Raw genomic sequence first — 20,019 nt, 5'->3', positions numbered from 1 at the left:
CCGGCAGCCCGTGAGCCGGCACGGTCGCCCGCCGCGCTCACTCCTCGGGTGCGGTGCCGGGAATCGAGATCGGCTCTGGGGGCTTGGTAACGAGCCACGCCGGGACGACTCGAGTGAGGACGACCATGCCGGTCAGTTCCACGAGGGTCTGCGTGACGACGACCGCCGGTGCGAGTTCGTAGCCCGCCGGCAGTGCGAGCGCCAGCGGGAGCACGACCAGCGAGTTCCGCGTAACGGACGTAAAGACGAGCGCGCGGCTTTCACCGACGTCCATCCGGAGGAGTCCGGCCGCAACGCGCCCGAGAAGCGGCATGACGACGAGAAACGCGACGTACACCGGGACGACCGCTGCGATCTGCCCGATCGAACCCTGGACGCGCGGGAACTGCGAGGCGATCACGACCAGCAGGGTCGCGGCCATCGTGGGGACCGGCAGCCACCCCATCGCCGACTGCCATCGGCGGGCGGTCCCCGACCGCGTCGCACCCAGTTCGGTGAGCCACGCGAGCGTCAGCGGCAGGACGATGAGGGTGAGGAACGCCTCGAGGAACGGCTCGGGGTCGACGACGGAAGCGATCTGACTCCCCATGAACAGCCAGAGGTAGACCGGCAGGAGGAGGAACTGCAGGATCAGGAGCGCCGGCGTCGCGGCAGTGATCTGCTCGGCGTCCCCGTCAGCGAGGTCGGTAAACGGGATCACGTAGTCGATACAGGGCGTCAGCAACACCATGAACGCGCCGACGAGAAGCACCGGCTCCCGCGGGAGGAAGCGGGTGAGTGCGTAGACGACGACCGGGACGACGAGGAAGTTCATCCCGAGTGCGCCGGCCATGAACCGACCGTTCGTGAACGCCTCGCGAAATCGGATGAACGGGATCTCGAGGAAGGTCACGTACAGCAGTACCGCCAGGACGGGAGTGATGAGTCGCTCGAAGAGCGGTGCCGTCGCCGGTTTCCCCCCGCCGATTCCGACGGCGAGGGCAACCGCGACCGCGTACATAGCGATCTGGTGGCGTTGTATCCACTCCGTCGAACGCATTATCCGAGTATCGGGACGTGATCGTAAATCAGCCGCGGTCCTACACGGATTCGAACGATGGCGCAGACGACGCGTGGCGGAGGGCCTCGGCCGACCGTTCGCTGCCGGAGTCGCGAGCGACGGTCCCGGGGACAGGGTCAACGGATCAGGAGATGTCGATCCGCCGAAACCAGAACTGGGCTGCGACGAGGAAGCCGACGGTCATGGCGAGGAGGATTCCCGCGCCGGCGAGGTCGTAGCTCCCGTCGATGAGGACCGCGTTGGGATCGTAGTAGCGCATCGGTGCGATCGCGCCGATCGCCTCGGCGTCGGTCCCGGTGAGCAACGATTCGGAGAGGAACAGTGCAAACGTGACGCCCAGCGCAACGCGCTGGGCGATCGCCGCCCGATCGAAAACCACCGACGCGAGCAGGCCGATCCCGGCGCAGGCGAACAGATAGGGGATCGAAAGCAGGTGGACCGCGAGCACGTCCGCGGCGGCGATGGGGTGGTCGATCAGGCGAGCGCCGACGTAGACGACGATCGGCGGCAGGAGGTTCGCCCCGACGATCGGGACCGCCATCGCGGCGAATCGCTCGCCGACCACTCGCGATCGGGAGATCGGCATCGCGAGCAGCACGTCCATCCGCCCGCGATCGACGTCGTCGGCGATCGTTCCCGCCGTGGCGTAGGCCAGATAGAGCCCGAGCAGGATGATCCAGCCGAACGTGTAGAGTTCGAACGAGAGGAATCCGCCGAGGCTCGCCATCGTCCGGACGCCCATCACCTGCAAGATTGGCTCCGGATAGGCCGCGAGCAACTGGTCGAGATCGACCTCCGCCTCGAACGAGGGATAGACCCAGATGACCATCGCGGCGAGCAGAGACAGGCCGATCGAGAGATAGACGCTGCCGCGAATCCGGCGGCTGCCGTCGTACCGAGTCAGTTCAAGCATCGCTCTCACCGCTCGCGTCGGTACCGGCGGCCCCGCGATCGGCCCCGACCGATCCATCGTCGCCCCCGTCGTCGACGTCATCACCGTCGTCGCCGTAAAACCGCATGAATACCTCCTCGAGCGGCGCTTCCTCGATCGAGAGATCCAGTAATCGATACTCTCGGAGCCGGTCGAGCAGGACGTTGACGTCGCCGGTGAACGTAAACGCGCGTTCGCTCCCCCGAGAGACGTCGTCCGTCTCCGGGTCCGCACCGGCGTCCGTCTCGAGGTCGTGAACGCCGTCGATCGCGAGGGCCGCCGGCGGGATCGGCTCCGCGGTGCGCAGGCGAACGAGCTTGCCGCTCCTGTCCAGCAGCGATTCGACGGGTTCGACCGTGACCAGCCGTCCGTTCCGGATGATGCCGACCCGATCGCAGAGTCGACGCACCTCGCTCAGGATGTGCGAGGAGAAAAACACCGTCAGCCCCCGCTCCCGTTCGGCCCGGACGAACTCGTTGAACCGCTGTTGCAACAGCGGATCGAGTCCGCTGGTCGGCTCGTCCAGGATCACCAGGTCGGGATCGTGCATAAACGTCGTCACGAGCCCCAGCTTCTGGACGTTTCCCCGCGAATACTCGCGGATCTCGCGATCCAGCGGCGGATCGAACAGCTCGAGCAACTCCGCGCTGCGTTCGTCGCCCTTGATCGACGCGTGCAGATCGAGGATCTCTCGTCCGGTTGCCGTCTCGTCGAACGCCGGGCTGTCGGGGAGGTAGCCGAGCCGGCGCTTGACCGAAAGGAGTTCCTCGCCGTCGGTGACGTCGTGGCCCAGCAGCCGCGCCGTTCCGGCAGTCGGCGAGAGCAATCCCAGCAGCGTTCGGATCGTCGTCGTCTTCCCCGCCCCGTTTGGCCCGAGATACCCGAAGATCTCCCCGCGCTCGACGTCGAACGTGACGTCATCGTTGGCAAGCACCTCGCCGTAATCCTTCGTCAGTCCCTCGAGTTCGATCGCGGCCATACCTCCCATTGGCGGCGTGACACCATTGCTGTGGTGGTCGCGAGCGGCCGCGACCGAACTCGATGGAGGGACGTCAGAGCGCGTCGAGACCGAGCAGTTCGTTCTGGATCCGTTCGCCGACCCGGATCTCGCTGTCCGCTCGCGGGTACGAACAACACAGCAGGACGTAGCCGTCAGCCGCCTGGTCGGCGGAGAGCGCCGTCCCCTCGCTGCCGTCGAGTTCACCGTCGAGCAACTCCCCGGCACACGACGTGCACATCCCGTTTCGACAGGAGTGCGGCAGGTCGAGACCGGCGCGCTCGGCGGCCTCGAGGACGTACTCGTCCGGATCGATGTCGACTGTTTCCGTCCCGCTCTCGAAATGAAATGTTACCTCGTACATCTACAGTCGCTGGCGGAGTTTGTACAGTTCCAGCGCCTCCAGACGCGGGTCGCCCGTACCGACCGCGTCGTGCTCGAGGCTGGCACCGCTGACGCTCTCGTTGAACGACGTACTGACGCCGTCGTCGTCGAACGTCGAGTCCATGATGTAGGCGACGTTCTCCCGGACCTCCTCGAAACTCTGCTCGAGTTCGTCGGCGGCGTCTTCGATCGCCTCGATCACCTCGTCCTCCGAGGCGGTAAACGCCGCACCCCGGGACAGTTCGTTCAGATCGGGATCGTCAGTCACGGTCCCCACCTCCGTCGGCGGCGACACCGCGTGTGCGCTCGTAGCGCTCCCGGTACTCCCGAAGCTCCGCGTCGATGTCCGTCTCGAGACACTCCCGATGGCGGTCGGCGACGATGCCGATGATCCTGTGGTGGTCGACGTCGAGGTCGAGCGCCTCGTTGAACTGTCCGTCGATGAGACGCCCGACCCGCATCAGGAGGTCGTCGAACTCGATCTCGAGGGGGTCGTCGACGGCGTCGGTGAACATATATCCGAAGTCCGCCACCGATCCCACGTTCTCGTAGAGGACGTCGACGATGGCCTGACTGACGCCCTGGAACTCCGGTTCGCCGGCGCGTTCCTTCGCGATCAGTTCGCTCAGCGCCTCGACGCCGTGCGTGATGTGACGTCCTTCGTCGGTGCTGATGAACTTGAAGCCGTGATTCAACAGCGGCAGCGGCGCGTTCCGCGACAGTTTGTTGATCGAGTAAAAGCCGCCCCGGGCGAGGAGCCCTTCCACGATCATGTGATACACCGTCAGCGCCTTCGCGATGTCGACGGGATCCTGCGAGTGGGCCGCCCTGGCGGTCAGCTGGCCCTGCCGATCGTACACCTCGCCTAATCCGGTCGCCTGCACGATCGGAATCCGGGCACCGCCGCGTTTCGGATTCTGTTCGGCGAACGTGTCCTGTTCGCCCATCACCTCGTGCATGTAGACGTCGAGGAACTGCGTGTGCTTGTGCTCGGTCAGCGTAAACATCGTCATGTACATCTCCATCTCCTCGTTGTCGTCGAAACACGGAGCTCCCATGATGCGCTGGAGATGATGACTCGCGTCCTCGCCGACCGCGAACTCCCCGTCGAGAAAGCCCGAGAGCAGATATCGGAGCTGTGTCCGTTCGCCGGGCTCGAGCGACGCCCAGATCTCGCGATCCTCCTCGAAGCCGACCTCCTCGAACAGCTTCTCGACGTTCCAGGTGCCGAGTTCGACCCCCTTCTGGAAGAGGTCGTACCACTTGCTCGTCGTGTCGATCCGTTCCGCCTGAAATCCGTCCGTCATGATACCTCGTGAGATACCAGTGGTTTGGGTGTGTTGACAATGAGCGTACCTTCTCGGATAACCGGCTCTTGAAGTCGACCGCTCACAGTCACGGTATGATTTGGCCGGTCAGGGTTTGGAGGCCTTCCATTTCGTGAGATCGTTGCAACCGACTCACCATCGGAGGAGCCCCTCATGAACACCCCCGTATAACCGGCGAAATCACAACAGTCGTTCACACAGACCAGTGTCGTATATCGGGTGCCGACGCCCGACCATCACACATGAGCACGCAACGACTGCGACCGATCGAACAGTACTTTCCGACACAGCCGTGGCTCGAGGCGTACCGGAATGCGATCAACGCGGACGACGAATACGCGGCGGAGTCCGCCGGATGGGGGATAGAGTTCGACGGCTCGTTCGTTTTCCAGATCGAGAACGTTCCGCTCGAGACCAATACCGTCGGCGATCTGCCGCCGGAGATCGTCGCAGCGGTCGAGGAGATGCTCGCCGAGCGCTCCGAGGCGGAAATCGAATCCCTCCTCGCGGACGCACCGACGGACGTCCGCGAGAGCGTCGACTCCCGCAACGGGTCGCTGGAAGAGCGGGTCACCGACGAGATTCTGGCGACGGCGATGGCGGACCTCCCGGATCGGCTGTGGCCGGAACTCCGGGCGGAACTGCCTGACCTCCTCGCAGCACTGATCGCGCAACTCGAGGAGAACGTCGCCGACGGCGACACGGTCTACGCGTATCTGGATCTCCACGACGGCGAGTGTCGGGGCGTCGAAACGGTCACGGAGAGAGACGAGCTGGAGTACGGATTCCGACTCGTCGGGGACTACGAGCGGTGGAAGACGCTCGTCCGCGGCGAGGGTGATGTCATCGACATGCTGATGGCCGGCGACTTCGAGATCGATGGCTACATGCAGAAGATCCTCCAGTACTCCGACGCGGCGGCCCGTCTCGGCGAGATCTCCGGGAACGTCGACTCGCGGTTTCTCTTCTGATTACCGCCGGCAACCGGGCTATCAGCCACCAGTCGTCGGTAGTGAGCCGGCGGGGATATCGCTCGAGATTGCGTTTCCGTGGGTCCGGGACCGTCCTCGACCACGAACAGCAACGGCAGTCTCGGATGGTCTCACTGGTCGAGAACGAGCCCGTACACCAGCCCGAGCGTGCCACCGTAAACCGTCCACGTGATGACTTCGACGAGTACCGCGGCCGGGTGGGTGGGAACGGCCGATGGGACACTCGTCGTGACCGCCAACCAGATCGGTAGCGCGAAGAGGGAAACGACCACACCCACCGCGGCCCCGTACACGTTGCCGAGCCCGACCATCGTCGTCGTAAACGCGGACCGTCGAAGCAACGGCACGAGGGGCTTCCGGAGAATTTCGTGACGACTCGAGAGGGTCAGCACCCTCGAGACGAACGCGTCGGTCGAGCTCGAGGCGAGGACGTGAAACGGCAGTGCGACCAGCGCACCGAGGGCGAACATCACGAGCCAGCCGCCGTCCAGAGTGGATGTGCCGACGGCCGCACCGACCCGCCTGATCGCGTCGGTGTCGTACAACTGGATCAGTAGCGCCGCCTGAAATCCCCCGGCGAGTCCGCCCGCGATGGCGGCTTCGAACCCTCGGCCGTCGATCGAGTCGATCGTCTCGAAGAGCGGCGCCAGCGCGACCCGATAGGGTGGTTCGTCGGGATCTCCGTCGGAACCGGCATCGGTGTCCGTGCTGGCGTCGGGATCTGGCATCTGATGCCGACGTGTTCTGTGGTGGCATGCCTCAATATTGTTCCGCGTATCCGAGGTGATTTATAAAGCGGACCGCCGACTGGCCGACTCCGAAGCCGGGAGATGCGGGTTTCCCACGGCTCGACTGCGATCCCGATCGAATCGACCGCTCAGTAGGCGCTCAACCCGGTCAGTTCCTTGCCAACGATGAGCTTCTGGATCTCGGTGGTGCCGTCCGGAATCGTCATCACGCGAGCGTCGCGATAGTAGCGCTCCATGCGGTTTTCGGGGTCGAGCCCCGCAGCGCCGAGGACCTGCAGCGCGTCGCCGGTCGCCTCGATCGAGCGCTCGCAGGCGTATCCCTTCGCGAGCGAGGAGAGCAATCGAGCGTCGGGATCCCCGTCGACCAGGGCTTCGGCGGCACTGCGAGCGAGACCGCGGGAGGCCTCGATCGCCGCCCGGACGTCGTAGAGTTTCTCCTGGACGAGCTGGTGTTTGCCGATCGGGTCCCCGAAAGTCTCCCGGTCCCGTGCGTACTCCAGCGCGTCCTCGAACGCCGCCCGCATGATCCCGACGGCCATGAACGCCATCCCCGTCCGCATGAACGAGAACGTGACGTTGAGCGGCGTGTGCTCGAGGAACAGCTGGCTGACGCCCTCGGGGAAGGGAACGATCTCGTGGACGTCGTACCCCTCGGCGATGGCCTCGCTGAAGATGGTCGAGAACCGGTTCTCGACCGGGATCCGGACGTCGTCGAGTATGACTCGACCGTTCGGGACGCCCTTCCACCCGAGCGTGTCCATCGCCTCGGTCTCGTACGTGGCGTTCTCGCGATCGACCAGGAACAGGTCTCGAGCGTCCGCGGATTCGTCGCGTGCGACGACGAGCGCGACGTCGGCGATCCCCGCGTTCCCCACCCAGACCTTCTCGCCGTCGAGGACGAACTCGTCGCCGTCCCGTCTCGCGACGGTGTTGGGACGGGCCGTATCGGAGCCGCCGTCGGGTTCGGTCACCGCGAGACAGCCGATACAGCGGTTGTTCTCGAGTTTCGGCAGCAGCGCCCGACGCGTCTCGTCGGCCGCAAACCGGACGAACAGCGAAGGAGAGGACATCTGGAGGGCGACGTTCAGGCTCGGCCACACGCGGCTGATCTCCTCCGAGGCGATCGCGAACCGCCGGACGTCGCCGAAGTACCGATCGACGGTGTCGGGCGCGAAGCCGATCCCGAGGGAAGCCAGATCGTCGAGATAGCCCTCCAGCTCGTCGCGCACCATCGGTCCGTTCCGATCCAGCTCGTCGACGACCGGGTCGATCTCGTCCTCGAGGTACGCCCGGAGGTCGTCGCGAAACGCCCGTTGATCGTCCGTCAGGCGCATCCTAGGACTCCGCGGGGACCTGCTCCGACAGCGAGGTCATGATCGGGGCGAGGCGGGTCCCCTTGTGAACCGGCCCGTCCATCTCGTAGCGCTGCTGGATGTAGCCCTGAATCGGATCGACGCTCCCGACGATGAGGCCGACGAGCGTCTCCGCCGGGCCTGTAATCTCGAGCATCGCGTCGTCCAGCCGACCCGCACCGCCGCGGATCGTCCGCTCGTCCGCGTCGACCTCGAGGTGACCCACCATCGGGCAGTCTTCGGCCTCGAAGGTGACGGTGATGTCGTCGTCGATTTCTTCCCGGACCTCGGGCGAGGTCTCGACGAGGACGTTCATGCCGGCCCAGAGCAACTCCTGAAACTGGTCGGCGGTGTCGGGATTCGCGGCGACGAACGACGCGATGTCCATCGTCTCCATTCGATCGGTCACCCGACCGAACGTCTCCGGATACACCCGGACGAGGTCATCGGTTCGGCCGGCCATTTCGTCGAGCAAGTCCGGCAGGTCGGCTTCGAGTTCCGCGTCGGGTTTCTCGAGCGATGCGTCGATCCGCCGTACGAGTTGGTCGTCGGTCATAGCTCTCGACTCGGGCTCACGATGGTGAGTCCCGTCGTGAGTGACGACGAGAAGCGCGTCGAACAGTTTGATCCGTGGAATGCGCGGAGGTTTATAATGTGTGCCGTGGCTGGCGGCGGATCGGTACCGTCTCGATACACGAGGAGCGTCGATCCCGAAAATTGCGAGTGTGATTTCGCTGCTACTTCAGCAGAAACTGACAGCCAACGGACTCGTGCTACTGTGGAGGTACTGATTACAACCGTAGAGTCCGAATAGCGTAGCTACCGTCGAGAAGACGACTGAACGCCCATCCGATGAGTAGACCGACAACGTGATATCCGTGCCCCAAACCGGGAAAGCTGAACTCGGTTACCTCTCGCCAGATATCGAATCCGACACCGAACAGACTCACCAACAGTAACACAACGAAGTACGTCGAGTTCCGTATACGAAGACGCCTGATACCGCGAATCGGAACCCGATACGATCGATACCGTTCCAGAATCATCCCCAGCAGAACGAACAGCCCCATGCTCGAGCCCATACCGGACGCGGAAACAGCAGTGAGGAACGGACTCCGAACCATACCCACGAAAACGGTTCCGAGGACGGCCGTCATCGCACCACCGAGTACAAAGCCTACGCCCGTCGTTTTGAATCCGAACGTTCGCTCGGACTCCGGAATAATATAGAGTGCGAGCAGACTGTTGACGAGGAGATGGACGACGTTCACGTGGCCGAACGGGGCTGTGAACCACGTCCAGACGTACTCCAGATTCGTGTACTGCACGACGAATACGGACGAGGCGACCCCGTGTCCAACCCGCGACTCCACGAGTAGCCGGATCCCGTACAGCGACCAGACGAGCGTGAGAAAGCCGATCGTCGCTGGAGACTCACGAAGCGGTTTGGTCATTCCGGTCGTCTCGTTCAACGGAGTGCCTCGAGTAATAGTTTTATATTGTTGTTATTAGTATATAGAAATCATATATGCAGTCGAATTAAAGGGTAATAAGATGCTACGTCACCGTTTTCCCCGGCCGACTGAAAGCGAGTGAATAGAGTGGCTTCCTTCACGCGTCTTTGGTCGCCATCACGCGCTTTCGCAACACCTCCTTGTCCGTCTTTTTCATATCAGTCAGAGGAATCGACTCCAGGAAGGTCACCTCGGCCGGCATCGCGTGCTCCGGGACCGCCCCCTCGAGGTGGTCGACGACGTCGGCGGCGGTAAGGTCGGCGTCGGGTTCCGGTTCGATGACGACGTGGACCCGTTCGCTCCCGGGCCGCTCCGGGTCTGGGACGCCGATCGTCGCGGGTCGTCTGACGCCCTCGAGACCGTACAGGACCTCGTCGACTGTCTCGGAATACACCTTCAATCCGGAGACGTTGATCATGTGCTTGACGCGGTCGACGACGTAGAACCGTCCTGACGAATCGACTTTCGCGACGTCGCCGGTGGCGACGTAGCCTTCTTCGTCGAACGGCTCCGAATCGGCGTCGAGATACCCCTTCATCCGCTGCGGACCGGTTACCAGCAGCTCGCCCTCGAGTTCTTTCGCTGCAGCCCGCTCGAGGGGGATCTCCGCACCCGAGTCCACGTCGCGGAGCTGGACGTCCGTGTCCGGAACGGGAACGCCGACGGACGGATGGTCGAGACCGCTCTCGTCCGACGAGCTCGTCAGAAGGCCGTAAACGCCGTGGACGTCGAAGTGAGTGAGCGGGGACATCTCGGAGAGGCCGTACCCCTGAGAGATGCCGCCGGCCTCGCGCTCGAAGGCTGATTTCGTTTCGTTCGCCAGAGGTGCGGAGCCGGCGATGCCGAACACGCCCGCCGGCAGCTCCTCGTCGACGAGGTCCGTGAACTGGGTCGGAACGCCGAACACGACCAGCGGCTCGTGGGTCTCGATCAGGTCGCCCATCAGCGCCGTATTCCGCGCGTCGGGGACGAGCAACACGTCGAGGGCGAGCTCGAGCAGACAGTTCGTGATCGAGTAGCCGTAGGCGTGATACATCGGCAGCGCCATCACCGCCGCCTCGCTGCCGCGGAGTATCTCCGCGAGCTGGGACTGCACGGCGACAGCCTGCAAGGCGTTGGCCACCAGGTTTCGGTGCGTCAGGAGACACCCTTTCGGCCGGCCGGTCGTGCCGCCGGTGAAGAGCAACGTGTGGACGTCGTTCTCGACGTCGAAATCGACGTCCGGGGGCGCTCGTTCGGTTCCCTCGAGGACCGACGGTAGCCACTCGGCTCCGTCGACGGTCTCGTGGTCGGCCGGCGGATCCGCCGAGTAATCAGCCAGCGACGTGAGGATGACGTCACCGATATCGAGGTCCTCCGCGAGCGAACAAACGAGTTCGCGGTGTTCGCCGCGGCTGATCAATACGTCTGGGTCGCTTCGCTCGAGCCGGTCGCGGAGGTCCGCTTCGGCGTCGAGGAAATCGTTCGGGACGTGGACGCCGCCGGCCCGCGAGACGGCGTTCGAGGCGACGACGAACTGGACGGACGTCGGCAGGATCGTCGCGACGCGACGCCCCTTCTCGACGCCGCGCTCGCGCAGTGCCGTCGCCAGTCGGTCGACGTCCGCCAGCACCTCGGGATAGCGGTACCGCTCGCCGAACTGGACGAGACCCTGCTCTGTGTATTCGCTCGCGGCGTCCTCGAGGAAGCAGTGGACCGGCTGGTCGGGATAGGGCTCGAGCGTCTCGGAAATCCCGAACCGGTCGTAGGTCTCCGACCAGAGTGGTTCGTCTCGAGACATTGGTTCTCGTACCCCCCGATCCCGGTAAAACGTACTCGCTGGCATACTGGGTCGTTGACAAACGGGATCACCGATTCGTCCGGTGTGGCGAGGTCCTTTTCGCGACGTTCGAGCCCCGTGCGGTGAGAACTGCCCCTCACGGAACGATCTGTGAGAGCAGCGTCGACTCGATTTTCCGCAGGTGGCCGCCGACCGTCCCCCCGGTACAGCCGAGTTCGTCACCGATATCGTCGTGCGTCACCGCCCGCGGCACGTCGTAGTAGCCCATATCGACGGCGGTCTGCAGAATCTCCTGTTGGCGGTCGGTGAGCTGAGAGAACAGTCGATCCGTATTCGGTTCGTAACTCCCGGTTTTGAGCAGTTTGAGTCGAATCCCATCAGGAACGTCGGGAATCGCCTTCTGAAAGCTTTGGACGTCGCCGATCACCGTGACACGTAATCCCCCGCGCCGCGTGAACTCCATCGGCGTATCGAATATGAACTCGAACTTCTTGAGCATGCTCAACAGGCTGACGAGCCTGTCGTCGGCCTCGACGTGCATGTAGGCGTGTATGGCGTCGTCTACTCCCGAGAGCTGGTACTTGTGTACCATCGGTGATTCCTCCAGGATCGACTCGAGGGCACCCCTGTCGCCCGAGAATTGGTAAATCGTGACGATCGATTCGTCGGCGAGGAGATTGACGTTGTGCAGAAGGTCACGGCTGATATCCGGGTGGTTCGCGATCCGCCGATCGACGGGATGGAGTCCCGCATCATCAGGAATAATGATGCACTTCGCGTATCTCATCGTACGACGACCTCCACAGTGTGAACGTGCTTTTTCGTATCGTCCATAATTAATGTTATAAATATACGATAGCATATTAAAATAGAGCCGGATACAGACGGCTAATTTCGATACGATTGCTGTTCGAAAGCGTGAGTAAGACTGTCGTCGGAACGGTCTATTCGGGAAGGTCGGCAGTAAAGTCGCCGTGGACGGCGATACCCCGTTCGATGATTTCGTACTGATAGTAGAGCGTGACGCCCTGCTCGACCGACGAGTCGTTCTTGAGACCGGTTGCGGACGCGATCCTGAGTAGGGGTGTCACGGCACGCGAGAGCCACCGCTGGCGTCGCGACGACGGAATGATTCGCTCGTAGTGATCCTCGAACGTCACGTTCGCGAATCCGAGGTCCTCGAGCATCGCCCGAAACTCGCTGACGTGCGCGAGATGGGGGACGATGTCGATGCCGTGAACCTCGGCGCCGTATTCGGCCGCGACGCGGGTCGGAAATCCGCCGCGTCCGGTCCCGATATCCAACACCGTCGCCGTCTCGTCGACCTCGAGTTTGTCGGCATACACGCTGTTGGAGTTCTCCATGGCTCTCTGATGGGACGTGGAGTCGTCGTCGTAGAACCCGTAGTGGAGATTCGAATCGCTCCAGAGGACGCGATATTCCCACGCGGTATCGTTGTAGAAGGCGACGATCTCGTCGGTATCGAACCGTCGTGTATGCATGATCCGACAGGTGCGGCATCCGCCAATAGTACTTTTCCCGCGTTTCCACGCGGCTTTATTGACGAACGGTTCGCTCGGTTTGCGATCAGGTCCGTTGAGAGACGCCGAGTCGGAACAGTATCCCTGAGACGATTATTGCGGTCAGCCTTCGTATAAATGCCCCCGCATACGAGGAGCTAAAATGATTGGAAACCGTGTTGGGTGTGTTTCTGTGACACGCATGATACGACACCGCTTGCGCCGATTCGAAACGAATACTGGGCAGCGTCCGGGGAAACGATCAGAGACCGGAGAACGACGCACTGAGAGAAAATAACAGATGTACGATACGAAACGGTTAGCGGGTGGGACCGGTGTGTCACTTTTCGTCGTCGCGTTAGTCGGGGCCGTTATTCTGTCGTCGGGAACGGCGTACGCCGCACCACTTGCAAGCGGCAACGGATTTACCGTCGAGGCCGACGAGATCAGATCCGACGAATTCCGCTTTTACCCGAGTGCCGGAGAGAACGATGCGGGCTCGACTCCAGTGATGGTCGCCGAACAGCGCGGCGTCGAGATCGACGGACTCCGATTAACGAGAGAACAGGCGGTACCGATGATGGAGGGCACGATGGAGATTTCGTTTACCGCCGACGAGACGGTCGAGGCTGATCAACAGTATATCAAACTCACCGGCCTGCACGCGGAGAACGCGAAGTTCAACGGCCAGGTCATTAACGCTCAACCACACGAGAATCCCGAACGACAGTTCGTCCAGACCGCCGGCGAGAACGCAGATCCCGAAGACGGCTATCTCACCGATATCGAAGGAGAGAGCCCCGGCATGGTGCAGGAAGACGTCGAGATCGAGATGGTCTATCTCGCTTCGAACGAGATCAGCCTCCCCGGTCTCAGCGTCGATCTGGACTACAACCCCGACGGGTGACTACCGATGGCCACACAAAACGGCCAGGACGACGCTGGAAATCAACCGACCCGATTCGAGAGCCAGTGGGATCAGCTCACCACCGGCTTCGGTACCCGATGGAACCGATTCAACGTCTGGCGCTCCCAGCGTCCGTTTCTGGGCGGCGTCTTGCTCTGTCTGGCCGGCATACTCATCGCCTGGGTACCGATGCAGATCCTCCCCGATCTCCTCTTTATCGGCGGAGGGATGACGGGCTTTCTCGTGATTGGAACAACCTTCGGCGTGTTCGTCTTCCTCTCCGGAGTATACGCGCTGTACAAGCCCGAACACTCCCGGGAAGCCGGCGTCGTCGGCGTGGTTCTGTCGATTCTCTCGCTGTTCGGGTCGCTCGGCGGGCTGTTGTTCGGCATGCTGTTCGGCATCATCGGCGGCAACCTCTGTTTCGCGTGGAAGCCGGCCGGCGACCGCGACGACGAAGACGACGCGTCGGAACCGGGCAAAGTGGAGACCGCCCGTAGCCGTCTGCTCGAGCAGTTGCGTGACGTCGCCGGGGCGGTCAGTAGCCGTCTTCGAACCAGCGTCGAGGCCATTACCGGAAGGGAATCCGACGAGTGACACCGAACCAACCGACCCCGAACGAACGGTCTAAGACATGATACGAGTCCGTCGGCTCGCTCGCACCGTCGATATCCGCGGTCGACGCACGTCGGACAGCGATGCGTCTCGTGTATCCGTGATCGAACGCCACTCCCTCGAGTGCGTTCTCGGGTCCGAACCCGGCGACGAACGCTGTGAACTGCCTCCCACCGGTGTTCGTCCAAAACCGTACGGAGAGGGACCGAGGCCACCCAGTAGTGGAGACCCCGGCCATCGACACGGGAGGTCGGTGACCGACCGAACACAGCCATGAGCGACTACGAGGTGATCGATGTCGACGCGGGGACGCTGTCGGCTGATGCGATCGACACGTGGATCGTTCTCGGAGCCACTGTCGCCGGGGTCCTCGTGAATCTCAACGCGCTGATGGTCCCGCTGCTCACTCGCATCGGCGGCGGCGTCGTCGCCGGGTTTATCGGCGCGTACGCCGCCAGACGGATCACGTCCGGCATCGTTCACGCCGTGATCGCGAGTGCGCTCGTCGGCGCGGTCGCAGGGACGATAACGGCCTTCCTCGGCGCCCTGCTCGGCCTGTACAACGAACCGCCGCTGCTGGTGTTTTCCTCCATCGGCCCGATCAGTCCGATGCTGTCGGGACTCGGATTGCCGAGTGTCCTCCTGATCGTACTTGCCTTCTCGCTGTTGACCGCCGTCGACGGCCTCGTCGGCGGAGTCGTCGGCAGCGTATTGCGTGCCCTCCGTCCGTGGTGACGGAGCGTCTCCGACCGTTCATCTCCGTCGAATCGACGGCGGATCAGTCGACTCGACCGACGGTAACGAAAAACGGGACCGCTTCCTCGCGGCGGTACTCCCGCGTTTCCATCTGGTCGACGACGGTCCGTCCCATCTCCCGCCACGAACTCCGGAGCTCGTCGTACTCCGTCTCGGTCAGCCCGCCCGAGAGCAGCGTCTCCCGATCGTCAGTCAGCCCCGCACCGGTCGCTTTGCGGCGGGCCGCGACCAGTGCGAGTTTGCCGTACGGCGGTTCGATCGTCCGAACGTGGTCGTACCGGCGGGTTTGGATCACTTCGAGCCCGGCGGTCTCGAAGGCGTCGCCGGCGTCGGCACCGAGCGCAACGTCGGTATTCACGCCGTCGAGGTAGGCCCGGCGCGCCCGACGCTCGAGGGCCCGTTCCGCGTCGACGCTCGAGTCGATCTCGACGGCGGCGTTGTTCGGTTCGACGGCCGCGACGAGGTCCCTCGAGACGCGAGCGAACTCGGTGAGCGCGGCCGCCGGCTCGGGCAGGTTGATCAGCAGCGCCTGACAGACGACGAGATCGAAGGTGTCGTCGGGGAAGGGGAGTTGAAAGGCATCTCCGGCGACGACCGGGACGTGTTCGCCGGCGGCTCCGAGCAGGTCGGTATCGGCGTCGCAGCCGATCACCTCGCCCGGCGACTCCGCCGCGAGGACGCGGCTCAGTTCGCCGGTCCCACAGCCCACGTCGAGAATTCGGTCGCGGGACTCGAGTGCCAGCGGCTCGAGCGCGTCGCGGGAGTCGGCCCACATCCCCTCGCGGGTCCGACTGAGGTAGGATTCGGAGAACTCGCGCACGGGGCTCAGTAGCGGCGTCTCGAGTAAAAACGGGTCGGTTTCTCGAGACGAGATCTCCGCACCGTTACTCGTCGTCTCGCAGTTCCCTGACTTTCTCGATGTTCCACGCGAAGCCGCGACCGTCCTCCGTGGGCGTCTCGAGGGCGAAGGGCAGGTCACGCAGATCGGGATGGTTGACGATCGCCTTCATGCCGTCCTCGCCGATGTAGCCCTCGCCGATGTGGGCGTGTTCGTCCTTGTGAGTGCCGACGTCGTGTTTCGAATCGTTGAGGTGGATGTACTCGAGGTACTCCAGCCCGACCTCGTCGTCGAAGCGGCCGACGGTCTCGTCGACCGCCTCGGGCGTCGTGAGATCGTTGCCGGCGACCAGCGTGTGGGCGGTGTCGATACAGATGCCGATGTCCGTATCCGTTCGGTCGATGATCCCCGCGAGGTGTTCGAACTCGCCGCCCAGTTTCGTCCCGCTGCCCGCGTCAGACTCGATGAGGATCCGCACGTCGTCGGGAACCTCGAGTTCGTCGACGAGGCTCGCGGCGTTGTCGAGGCCGCCGTCGACGCCGGCGCCGGTATGGGCGCCGAGGTGGACGTTTACGTACGGAATCCCGAGCCGGTCCGCGGCGTCGAGTTCCGCTTGCATGCTCTCTTTGGACTTCCGCCGGAGGTCGTCCTTGGGCGTACAGAGGTTCACGAGGTAGGAAGAGTGGATCACCCACGGCCCCTCGAGTCGCTCGTCGGTCTCTTCTCGAAAGCCCTCGGCCGCCTCGTCGCTGATCTCGGGCTGTGCCCAGACCTGCGGCGAGGTGGTAAACACCTGTCCGCAGTTCCCGCCGAACGCGAGCTGGCGGTGGACCGCGTTACGGATGTCGTCGTACGGCGGTGTTTCCTCGTCGGACGAGACGCGCGAACCGGAGATCGAAACGTGTGCGCCGACCTTCATGGCCACTCGTCAGTACCGGTTCGTGATAGGTATGTCGGAGCGACGTGCATCCGGCCGGTATCTCCATCGAATAGCCGTACAGTGGCGCGCGCTGTGCTGCGGTGAACGGCGAGTGAACCGCAGCGCGAATTCGTGCGAGGGGCGAGTGAGCGACCGCGGGGAGCGAGTCGGCTGGGGAGGAAGTGGCTACTCCCCGTTGCCAGCAAGAACGGAGCCGACCGTATCCGTCAAACCGTCAGCGAGACAATCGGGACATCTACTTTTGACAACGAGTAAAACCACGCCCTCCCCAACCGACTCGGTCGCTTCGCTCCCTCGTCCCTCGCGCGCGTTCGAGCGACGGTCCGTCGTCGACGAACCGTCACTCAGCACGCGCCACCGCAGCGGACACTCGAAGGGGTATGAGCCGGCGGGAATCGTTCGACCGAGTCACTGCTCGCCAGTCTCGAGCACCTCCCGATCCCGAACCCACGCGTCGGCGCCGAACTTCCGGTCGGCGAGCTCGCGAGCGGCCTCGAGTTCGTCGCCCTTCCAGCTCGATTCGTCCGCGTCACACCACTCCCGCAGCGCCCCCGCGATCGTCTCCACCGCGTCGGCGCGGTCGATCCCCGCTTCGTCGCGGATGCTCGTCACTCGATCGACGAACGTCGATTCGTCGATAGCCGCGTCGAAGACCCCGACGTGCGCCCGCGGCTCGAGGGCGTAACTGATCGAACCGTGCTGGATGACGACGTCGCGCTGGCGATACTGCGCGTTGCCGCTGATCTTCTCGGCTTCCCCGTCCGCATCCGACGGACCGACGATGTCGTGAGCCGGGTTGATGTCCCGCAGATAGCAGGAAGGCTGGTAGATAGCCTCCTGTTCGGCCGACGCGAAGGCGGCGTCGACGCCCAGCCGGTCGAACGCCTCGAGGATCGGTTCGCAGAACAGTTCGTAACAATCCATCAGGTTCCCCGGGACCTCGTCGGCCGGGGCGACGATGGTGTAGGAAATGTCGGCGTAGCGGTCGTGATAGATCCCGCCGCCGCCGGTCTGCCGCCGGGTAACGTCGATCCCCTCCCGTTCGCAAAACTCCCAGTCGACGGTATCGGCGTCCTGTCGATACCCCAGCGAGAGCGTGCTCGGCTCCCACGAGTACGTACGGACGGTTCGAACGTCGTCCTCGAGCACCGTTCGCGCGGCGACTTCCTCGAGTGCCATCTGCGTCGCTCCGTCGCGAGGCTCGTCCCGGATCAGCCGCCAGTCCCGGTCCGTCAGTGCTGTCATATGCGAGTCCATGCGGACGAGGCTGAAAGTGATTCCGTCGCTGTGCCGCGGACGGCCGTTCGGAGGGGTACCTGACTACACAGGATCGATCGTCTAGGCGGATAGCACTGACGGATCCGCTAAGATGTCATCGAGGCAGTTGTCAGGGACAAGTGCTCGCGGCGTGGGCCACTCCGATATCGGGGCTCGATTCTTCGATCGATACGCTCCCACAACCCATTCGGACGGCATCACCGATTACAGCCGTTGCTCTGCAGGGTCAGGGAGTGACTCGACGCGACGAAAAACGGACAATGCGAAGCTTACGAACAGATAGAGGAGAGCAGCAAGAAAGAGGGCCGCCGGTAACGGGTTAGAACCTTCTCCATAATATCCCGAGAAGTCCTGAAGCTGAAACAGTATCGACACGAGAACGATCACGAGAATCGCTGTACAACGCCGTATCGTTCGGCGAAGGGCTGAATGAGGCACGTTCATCCAAGGTTTCTACTGAACCAAAACCGATTCGAAATAAATGGCGGTCTGTTACTGTCTGCTCAGAGCTCCTGCAAATTTGCTGCGAGTCGTCCGTAGTGGGCGCGAGGGACTCCCCTTCGAAGAAGTGTGCTGCAACCCCACCTTCGATATAGTAGTATATGATTTATTAGTGCGTTTCGATCACGTTGGTCTGCCTCGAGTCGACAACAAAACGAGACAGGGGTCCCCCGGGAGGTCTATGAGTCGCGGCAACCTCCACAGCGCGGTTTCGCCGCCGCCCGTCACGCCGTTTTTACGTACTCACCGGCTACCCACGCCTATGGTGCGAAACGTCGCCGGGTTGCTCCCGGAACTCGACGAGGAAGACTTCTATCTCCTCTCGGGGGTCGAACAGGGAATGCGGTTCTCCGAATGGGTCCAGCGCGAGAAGCTCCCGAAGTTCGCCAACATGACTGCGGAGGAGGTCGACTATCGGCTCGAGCGCTGTCTCAAGCGCGGGTTAGTCGAGAAGAAGACGATCCAGTACGAGGGGTACACCCTCCAGTTCGAGGGGTACGACGTCCTAGCCCTACGAGCGCTCGTCGAACAGGACACGATCTCCGAGTTCGGCTCCCCGCTGGGCGTCGGCAAGGAAAGCGACGTCTACGAGGTCAAATCGTACAAACCGCTGGCACTGAAGTATCACCGCGAAGGGTATACGAACTTCCGGAAGGTCCACAAGGAACGGGATTACACCGCCGAGAACGATCACGTCTCCTGGATGTACACCGCGCGGAAGGCCGCCGAGCGCGAACACGACATTCTCGAGGAGCTCTACCCCGACGTCGCGGTGCCCCAGCCGATCGGCCAGAACCGCCACGCCATCGTCATGGAGAAGATGGACGGCGTCGAGCTCTCCCAGACCCGACTCGAGGACGAACAGGTGCTGGGCGTCCTCGAACTGCTGATCTCCGAGATGGCGCGCGCGTACGCGAAGGGGTACGTCCACGCGGACATGAGCGAGTACAACGTCTTCGTCAACGAGGAGGGAGTGAAGATCTTCGACTGGCCCCAGGCCGTGCCGACGGATCACGAGAACGCGAGCGAGTTCCTCCGGCGCGACCTGACGAACATCGTGGGCTACTTCCGTCGGAAGTACCCCCAGCACGTCCCCGACGAACTCGAGAGCGACGAGCTCGCTCGCGTTATCGAGGACGAATCGTTCGAATCGCTCGGGGCCCACGTTTGAGGTCTTTGTCTCGAGAGACCGCATAGGAGCACATCGATTCCGGCAGAATTGCATCGACAGCGGTCTTCTCTGTTTCGTTCGTTGAGCGATAGCGTCGACATTTCGAACTGTCTTGAAAAGGCCCCGTTTCGTGTCACCCGCTTTCACGTCCCCTAGCTGCTCCGTATGCGCAGAGATTCCAGTTCTACGACCACCTCGGTCACGGATCGAGCGTGTCGAGAGTCAGCAGTCGTATTCACTCGCTTCGGCGGGAACAGGCGACAATCGATATCATAAATTACATAACGATATACCAATTCGGGCGTTGTTCCGCGAAGAGCGGAGACTGCTCGAACGGATGGCAGATACGACGGTAGACCTATCGGCCCGCTCTACTCTCACTGAAAATTGCCAATGGTAGGACTGA

21 protein-coding genes are annotated in these 20,019 nt (G+C 63.0%); 5 read left to right on the top strand and 16 right to left on the bottom strand.

Going from position 1 to position 20,019, the window contains the following annotated elements; genetic code table 11:
* Positions 1 to 37 precede the first annotated feature (37 nt).
* The 6 genes from LDB05_RS10870 to LDB05_RS10845 all read right to left on the bottom strand — a co-directional run bounded on the left by LDB05_RS10870 (position 38) and on the right by LDB05_RS10845 (position 4,679).
* Positions 38 to 1,039, bottom strand: a complete 1,002-nt coding sequence (locus LDB05_RS10870) for an arsenic resistance protein (protein ID WP_226004011.1) — start codon at positions 1,037 to 1,039, stop codon at positions 38 to 40.
* A gap of 145 nt (positions 1,040 to 1,184) precedes the next feature.
* The gene (locus LDB05_RS10865; protein WP_226004010.1) at positions 1,185 to 1,973 is read right to left on the bottom strand and encodes an ABC transporter permease; all 789 of its coding nucleotides are present in this window, start codon (positions 1,971 to 1,973) and stop codon (positions 1,185 to 1,187) included.
* Positions 1,966 to 2,970 carry an ABC transporter ATP-binding protein gene (locus tag LDB05_RS10860; RefSeq protein ID WP_226007898.1) on the bottom strand — a complete coding sequence of 335 codons (1,005 nt, stop codon included), beginning with the start codon at positions 2,968 to 2,970 and terminating at the stop codon, positions 1,966 to 1,968. Before LDB05_RS10860 ends, LDB05_RS10865 begins: the two co-directional genes overlap by 8 nt.
* 73 nt (positions 2,971 to 3,043) lie before the next feature.
* Positions 3,044 to 3,352: a 2Fe-2S iron-sulfur cluster-binding protein gene (locus LDB05_RS10855; RefSeq protein ID WP_226004009.1), complete on the bottom strand. Its 309-nt coding sequence runs from the start codon at positions 3,350 to 3,352 to the stop codon at positions 3,044 to 3,046.
* A complete protein-coding gene (locus tag LDB05_RS10850; RefSeq protein WP_226004008.1) occupies positions 3,353 to 3,640 on the bottom strand; it encodes a hypothetical protein in 288 nt (95 codons plus the stop codon).
* On the bottom strand, positions 3,633 to 4,679 hold the full coding sequence (locus tag LDB05_RS10845) for a ribonucleotide-diphosphate reductase subunit beta (RefSeq protein WP_226004007.1): 1,047 nt from the start codon (positions 4,677 to 4,679) through the stop codon (positions 3,633 to 3,635). The genes LDB05_RS10850 and LDB05_RS10845 overlap by 8 nt, the downstream gene beginning before the upstream one ends.
* A 263-nt stretch (positions 4,680 to 4,942) precedes the next feature.
* On the opposite strand from LDB05_RS10845, the gene LDB05_RS10840 reads away from it, so the two are divergent.
* Positions 4,943 to 5,671 (top strand): SCP2 sterol-binding domain-containing protein, encoded by a 729-nt coding sequence (locus LDB05_RS10840; RefSeq protein WP_226004006.1) that lies wholly within the window; start codon positions 4,943 to 4,945, stop codon positions 5,669 to 5,671.
* A 131-nt stretch (positions 5,672 to 5,802) separates the two neighbouring features.
* Here the strand turns inward: LDB05_RS10840 and LDB05_RS10835 are convergent, their stop codons facing one another.
* The 7 genes from LDB05_RS10835 to LDB05_RS10805 all read right to left on the bottom strand — a co-directional run bounded on the left by LDB05_RS10835 (position 5,803) and on the right by LDB05_RS10805 (position 12,589).
* A complete protein-coding gene (locus LDB05_RS10835) occupies positions 5,803 to 6,420 on the bottom strand; it encodes a hypothetical protein (RefSeq protein WP_226004005.1) in 618 nt (205 codons plus the stop codon).
* Between the two features lie 149 nt (positions 6,421 to 6,569).
* The gene (locus LDB05_RS10830) at positions 6,570 to 7,775 is read right to left on the bottom strand and encodes an acyl-CoA dehydrogenase family protein (protein WP_226004004.1); all 1,206 of its coding nucleotides are present in this window, start codon (positions 7,773 to 7,775) and stop codon (positions 6,570 to 6,572) included.
* Between the two features lies 1 nt (position 7,776).
* Entirely contained in the window at positions 7,777 to 8,349 is a 573-nt protein-coding gene (locus LDB05_RS10825; RefSeq protein ID WP_226004003.1) for a hypothetical protein, read from the bottom strand.
* 235 nt (positions 8,350 to 8,584) lie between these two features.
* The gene (locus tag LDB05_RS10820; RefSeq protein ID WP_226007897.1) at positions 8,585 to 9,247 is read right to left on the bottom strand and encodes a rhomboid family intramembrane serine protease; all 663 of its coding nucleotides are present in this window, start codon (positions 9,245 to 9,247) and stop codon (positions 8,585 to 8,587) included.
* Positions 9,248 to 9,404: 157 nt separating this feature from the next.
* Positions 9,405 to 11,087, bottom strand: coding sequence for an AMP-binding protein (locus LDB05_RS10815; protein WP_226004002.1), 1,683 nt, complete (start codon positions 11,085 to 11,087; stop codon positions 9,405 to 9,407).
* 136 nt (positions 11,088 to 11,223) lie between these two features.
* On the bottom strand, positions 11,224 to 11,874 hold the full coding sequence (locus LDB05_RS10810; protein WP_226004001.1) for a helix-turn-helix domain-containing protein: 651 nt from the start codon (positions 11,872 to 11,874) through the stop codon (positions 11,224 to 11,226).
* A 157-nt stretch (positions 11,875 to 12,031) separates the two neighbouring features.
* Positions 12,032 to 12,589, bottom strand: coding sequence for an SAM-dependent methyltransferase (locus LDB05_RS10805; RefSeq protein WP_226004000.1), 558 nt, complete (start codon positions 12,587 to 12,589; stop codon positions 12,032 to 12,034).
* Positions 12,590 to 12,944: 355 nt separating this feature from the next.
* On the opposite strand from LDB05_RS10805, the gene LDB05_RS10800 reads away from it, so the two are divergent.
* The 3 genes from LDB05_RS10800 to LDB05_RS10790 all read left to right on the top strand — a co-directional run bounded on the left by LDB05_RS10800 (position 12,945) and on the right by LDB05_RS10790 (position 14,864).
* Positions 12,945 to 13,514: a DUF6230 family protein gene (locus tag LDB05_RS10800; protein ID WP_226003999.1), complete on the top strand. Its 570-nt coding sequence runs from the start codon at positions 12,945 to 12,947 to the stop codon at positions 13,512 to 13,514.
* Between the two features lie 6 nt (positions 13,515 to 13,520).
* Positions 13,521 to 14,111 (top strand): DUF6114 domain-containing protein, encoded by a 591-nt coding sequence (locus LDB05_RS10795; RefSeq protein WP_226003998.1) that lies wholly within the window; start codon positions 13,521 to 13,523, stop codon positions 14,109 to 14,111.
* 291 nt (positions 14,112 to 14,402) lie between these two features.
* Positions 14,403 to 14,864 (top strand): hypothetical protein, encoded by a 462-nt coding sequence (locus tag LDB05_RS10790; RefSeq protein WP_226003997.1) that lies wholly within the window; start codon positions 14,403 to 14,405, stop codon positions 14,862 to 14,864.
* Between the two features lie 43 nt (positions 14,865 to 14,907).
* Here the strand turns inward: LDB05_RS10790 and LDB05_RS10785 are convergent, their stop codons facing one another.
* The 3 genes from LDB05_RS10785 to LDB05_RS10775 all read right to left on the bottom strand — a co-directional run bounded on the left by LDB05_RS10785 (position 14,908) and on the right by LDB05_RS10775 (position 17,908).
* Positions 14,908 to 15,705: a class I SAM-dependent methyltransferase gene (locus tag LDB05_RS10785; protein ID WP_226003996.1), complete on the bottom strand. Its 798-nt coding sequence runs from the start codon at positions 15,703 to 15,705 to the stop codon at positions 14,908 to 14,910.
* 64 nt (positions 15,706 to 15,769) lie between these two features.
* On the bottom strand, positions 15,770 to 16,642 hold the full coding sequence (locus LDB05_RS10780; protein ID WP_226003995.1) for a deoxyribonuclease IV: 873 nt from the start codon (positions 16,640 to 16,642) through the stop codon (positions 15,770 to 15,772).
* Between the two features lie 429 nt (positions 16,643 to 17,071).
* Positions 17,072 to 17,908 (bottom strand): lipoate--protein ligase family protein, encoded by an 837-nt coding sequence (locus LDB05_RS10775; protein WP_226003994.1) that lies wholly within the window; start codon positions 17,906 to 17,908, stop codon positions 17,072 to 17,074.
* A 796-nt stretch (positions 17,909 to 18,704) separates the two neighbouring features.
* On the opposite strand from LDB05_RS10775, the gene LDB05_RS10770 reads away from it, so the two are divergent.
* Positions 18,705 to 19,613 (top strand): serine/threonine-protein kinase RIO2, encoded by a 909-nt coding sequence (locus LDB05_RS10770; protein WP_226003993.1) that lies wholly within the window; start codon positions 18,705 to 18,707, stop codon positions 19,611 to 19,613.
* Positions 19,614 to 20,019: the final 406 nt, after the last annotated feature.

It is taken from the genome of Natrinema salinisoli, from assembly GCF_020405205.1.
GTDB classification, from domain to species: domain Archaea; phylum Halobacteriota; class Halobacteria; order Halobacteriales; family Natrialbaceae; genus Natrinema; species Natrinema salinisoli.
Note: the sequence above shows the minus strand (reverse complement) of the source record. Positions and strands in the feature narration are given on the sequence as shown.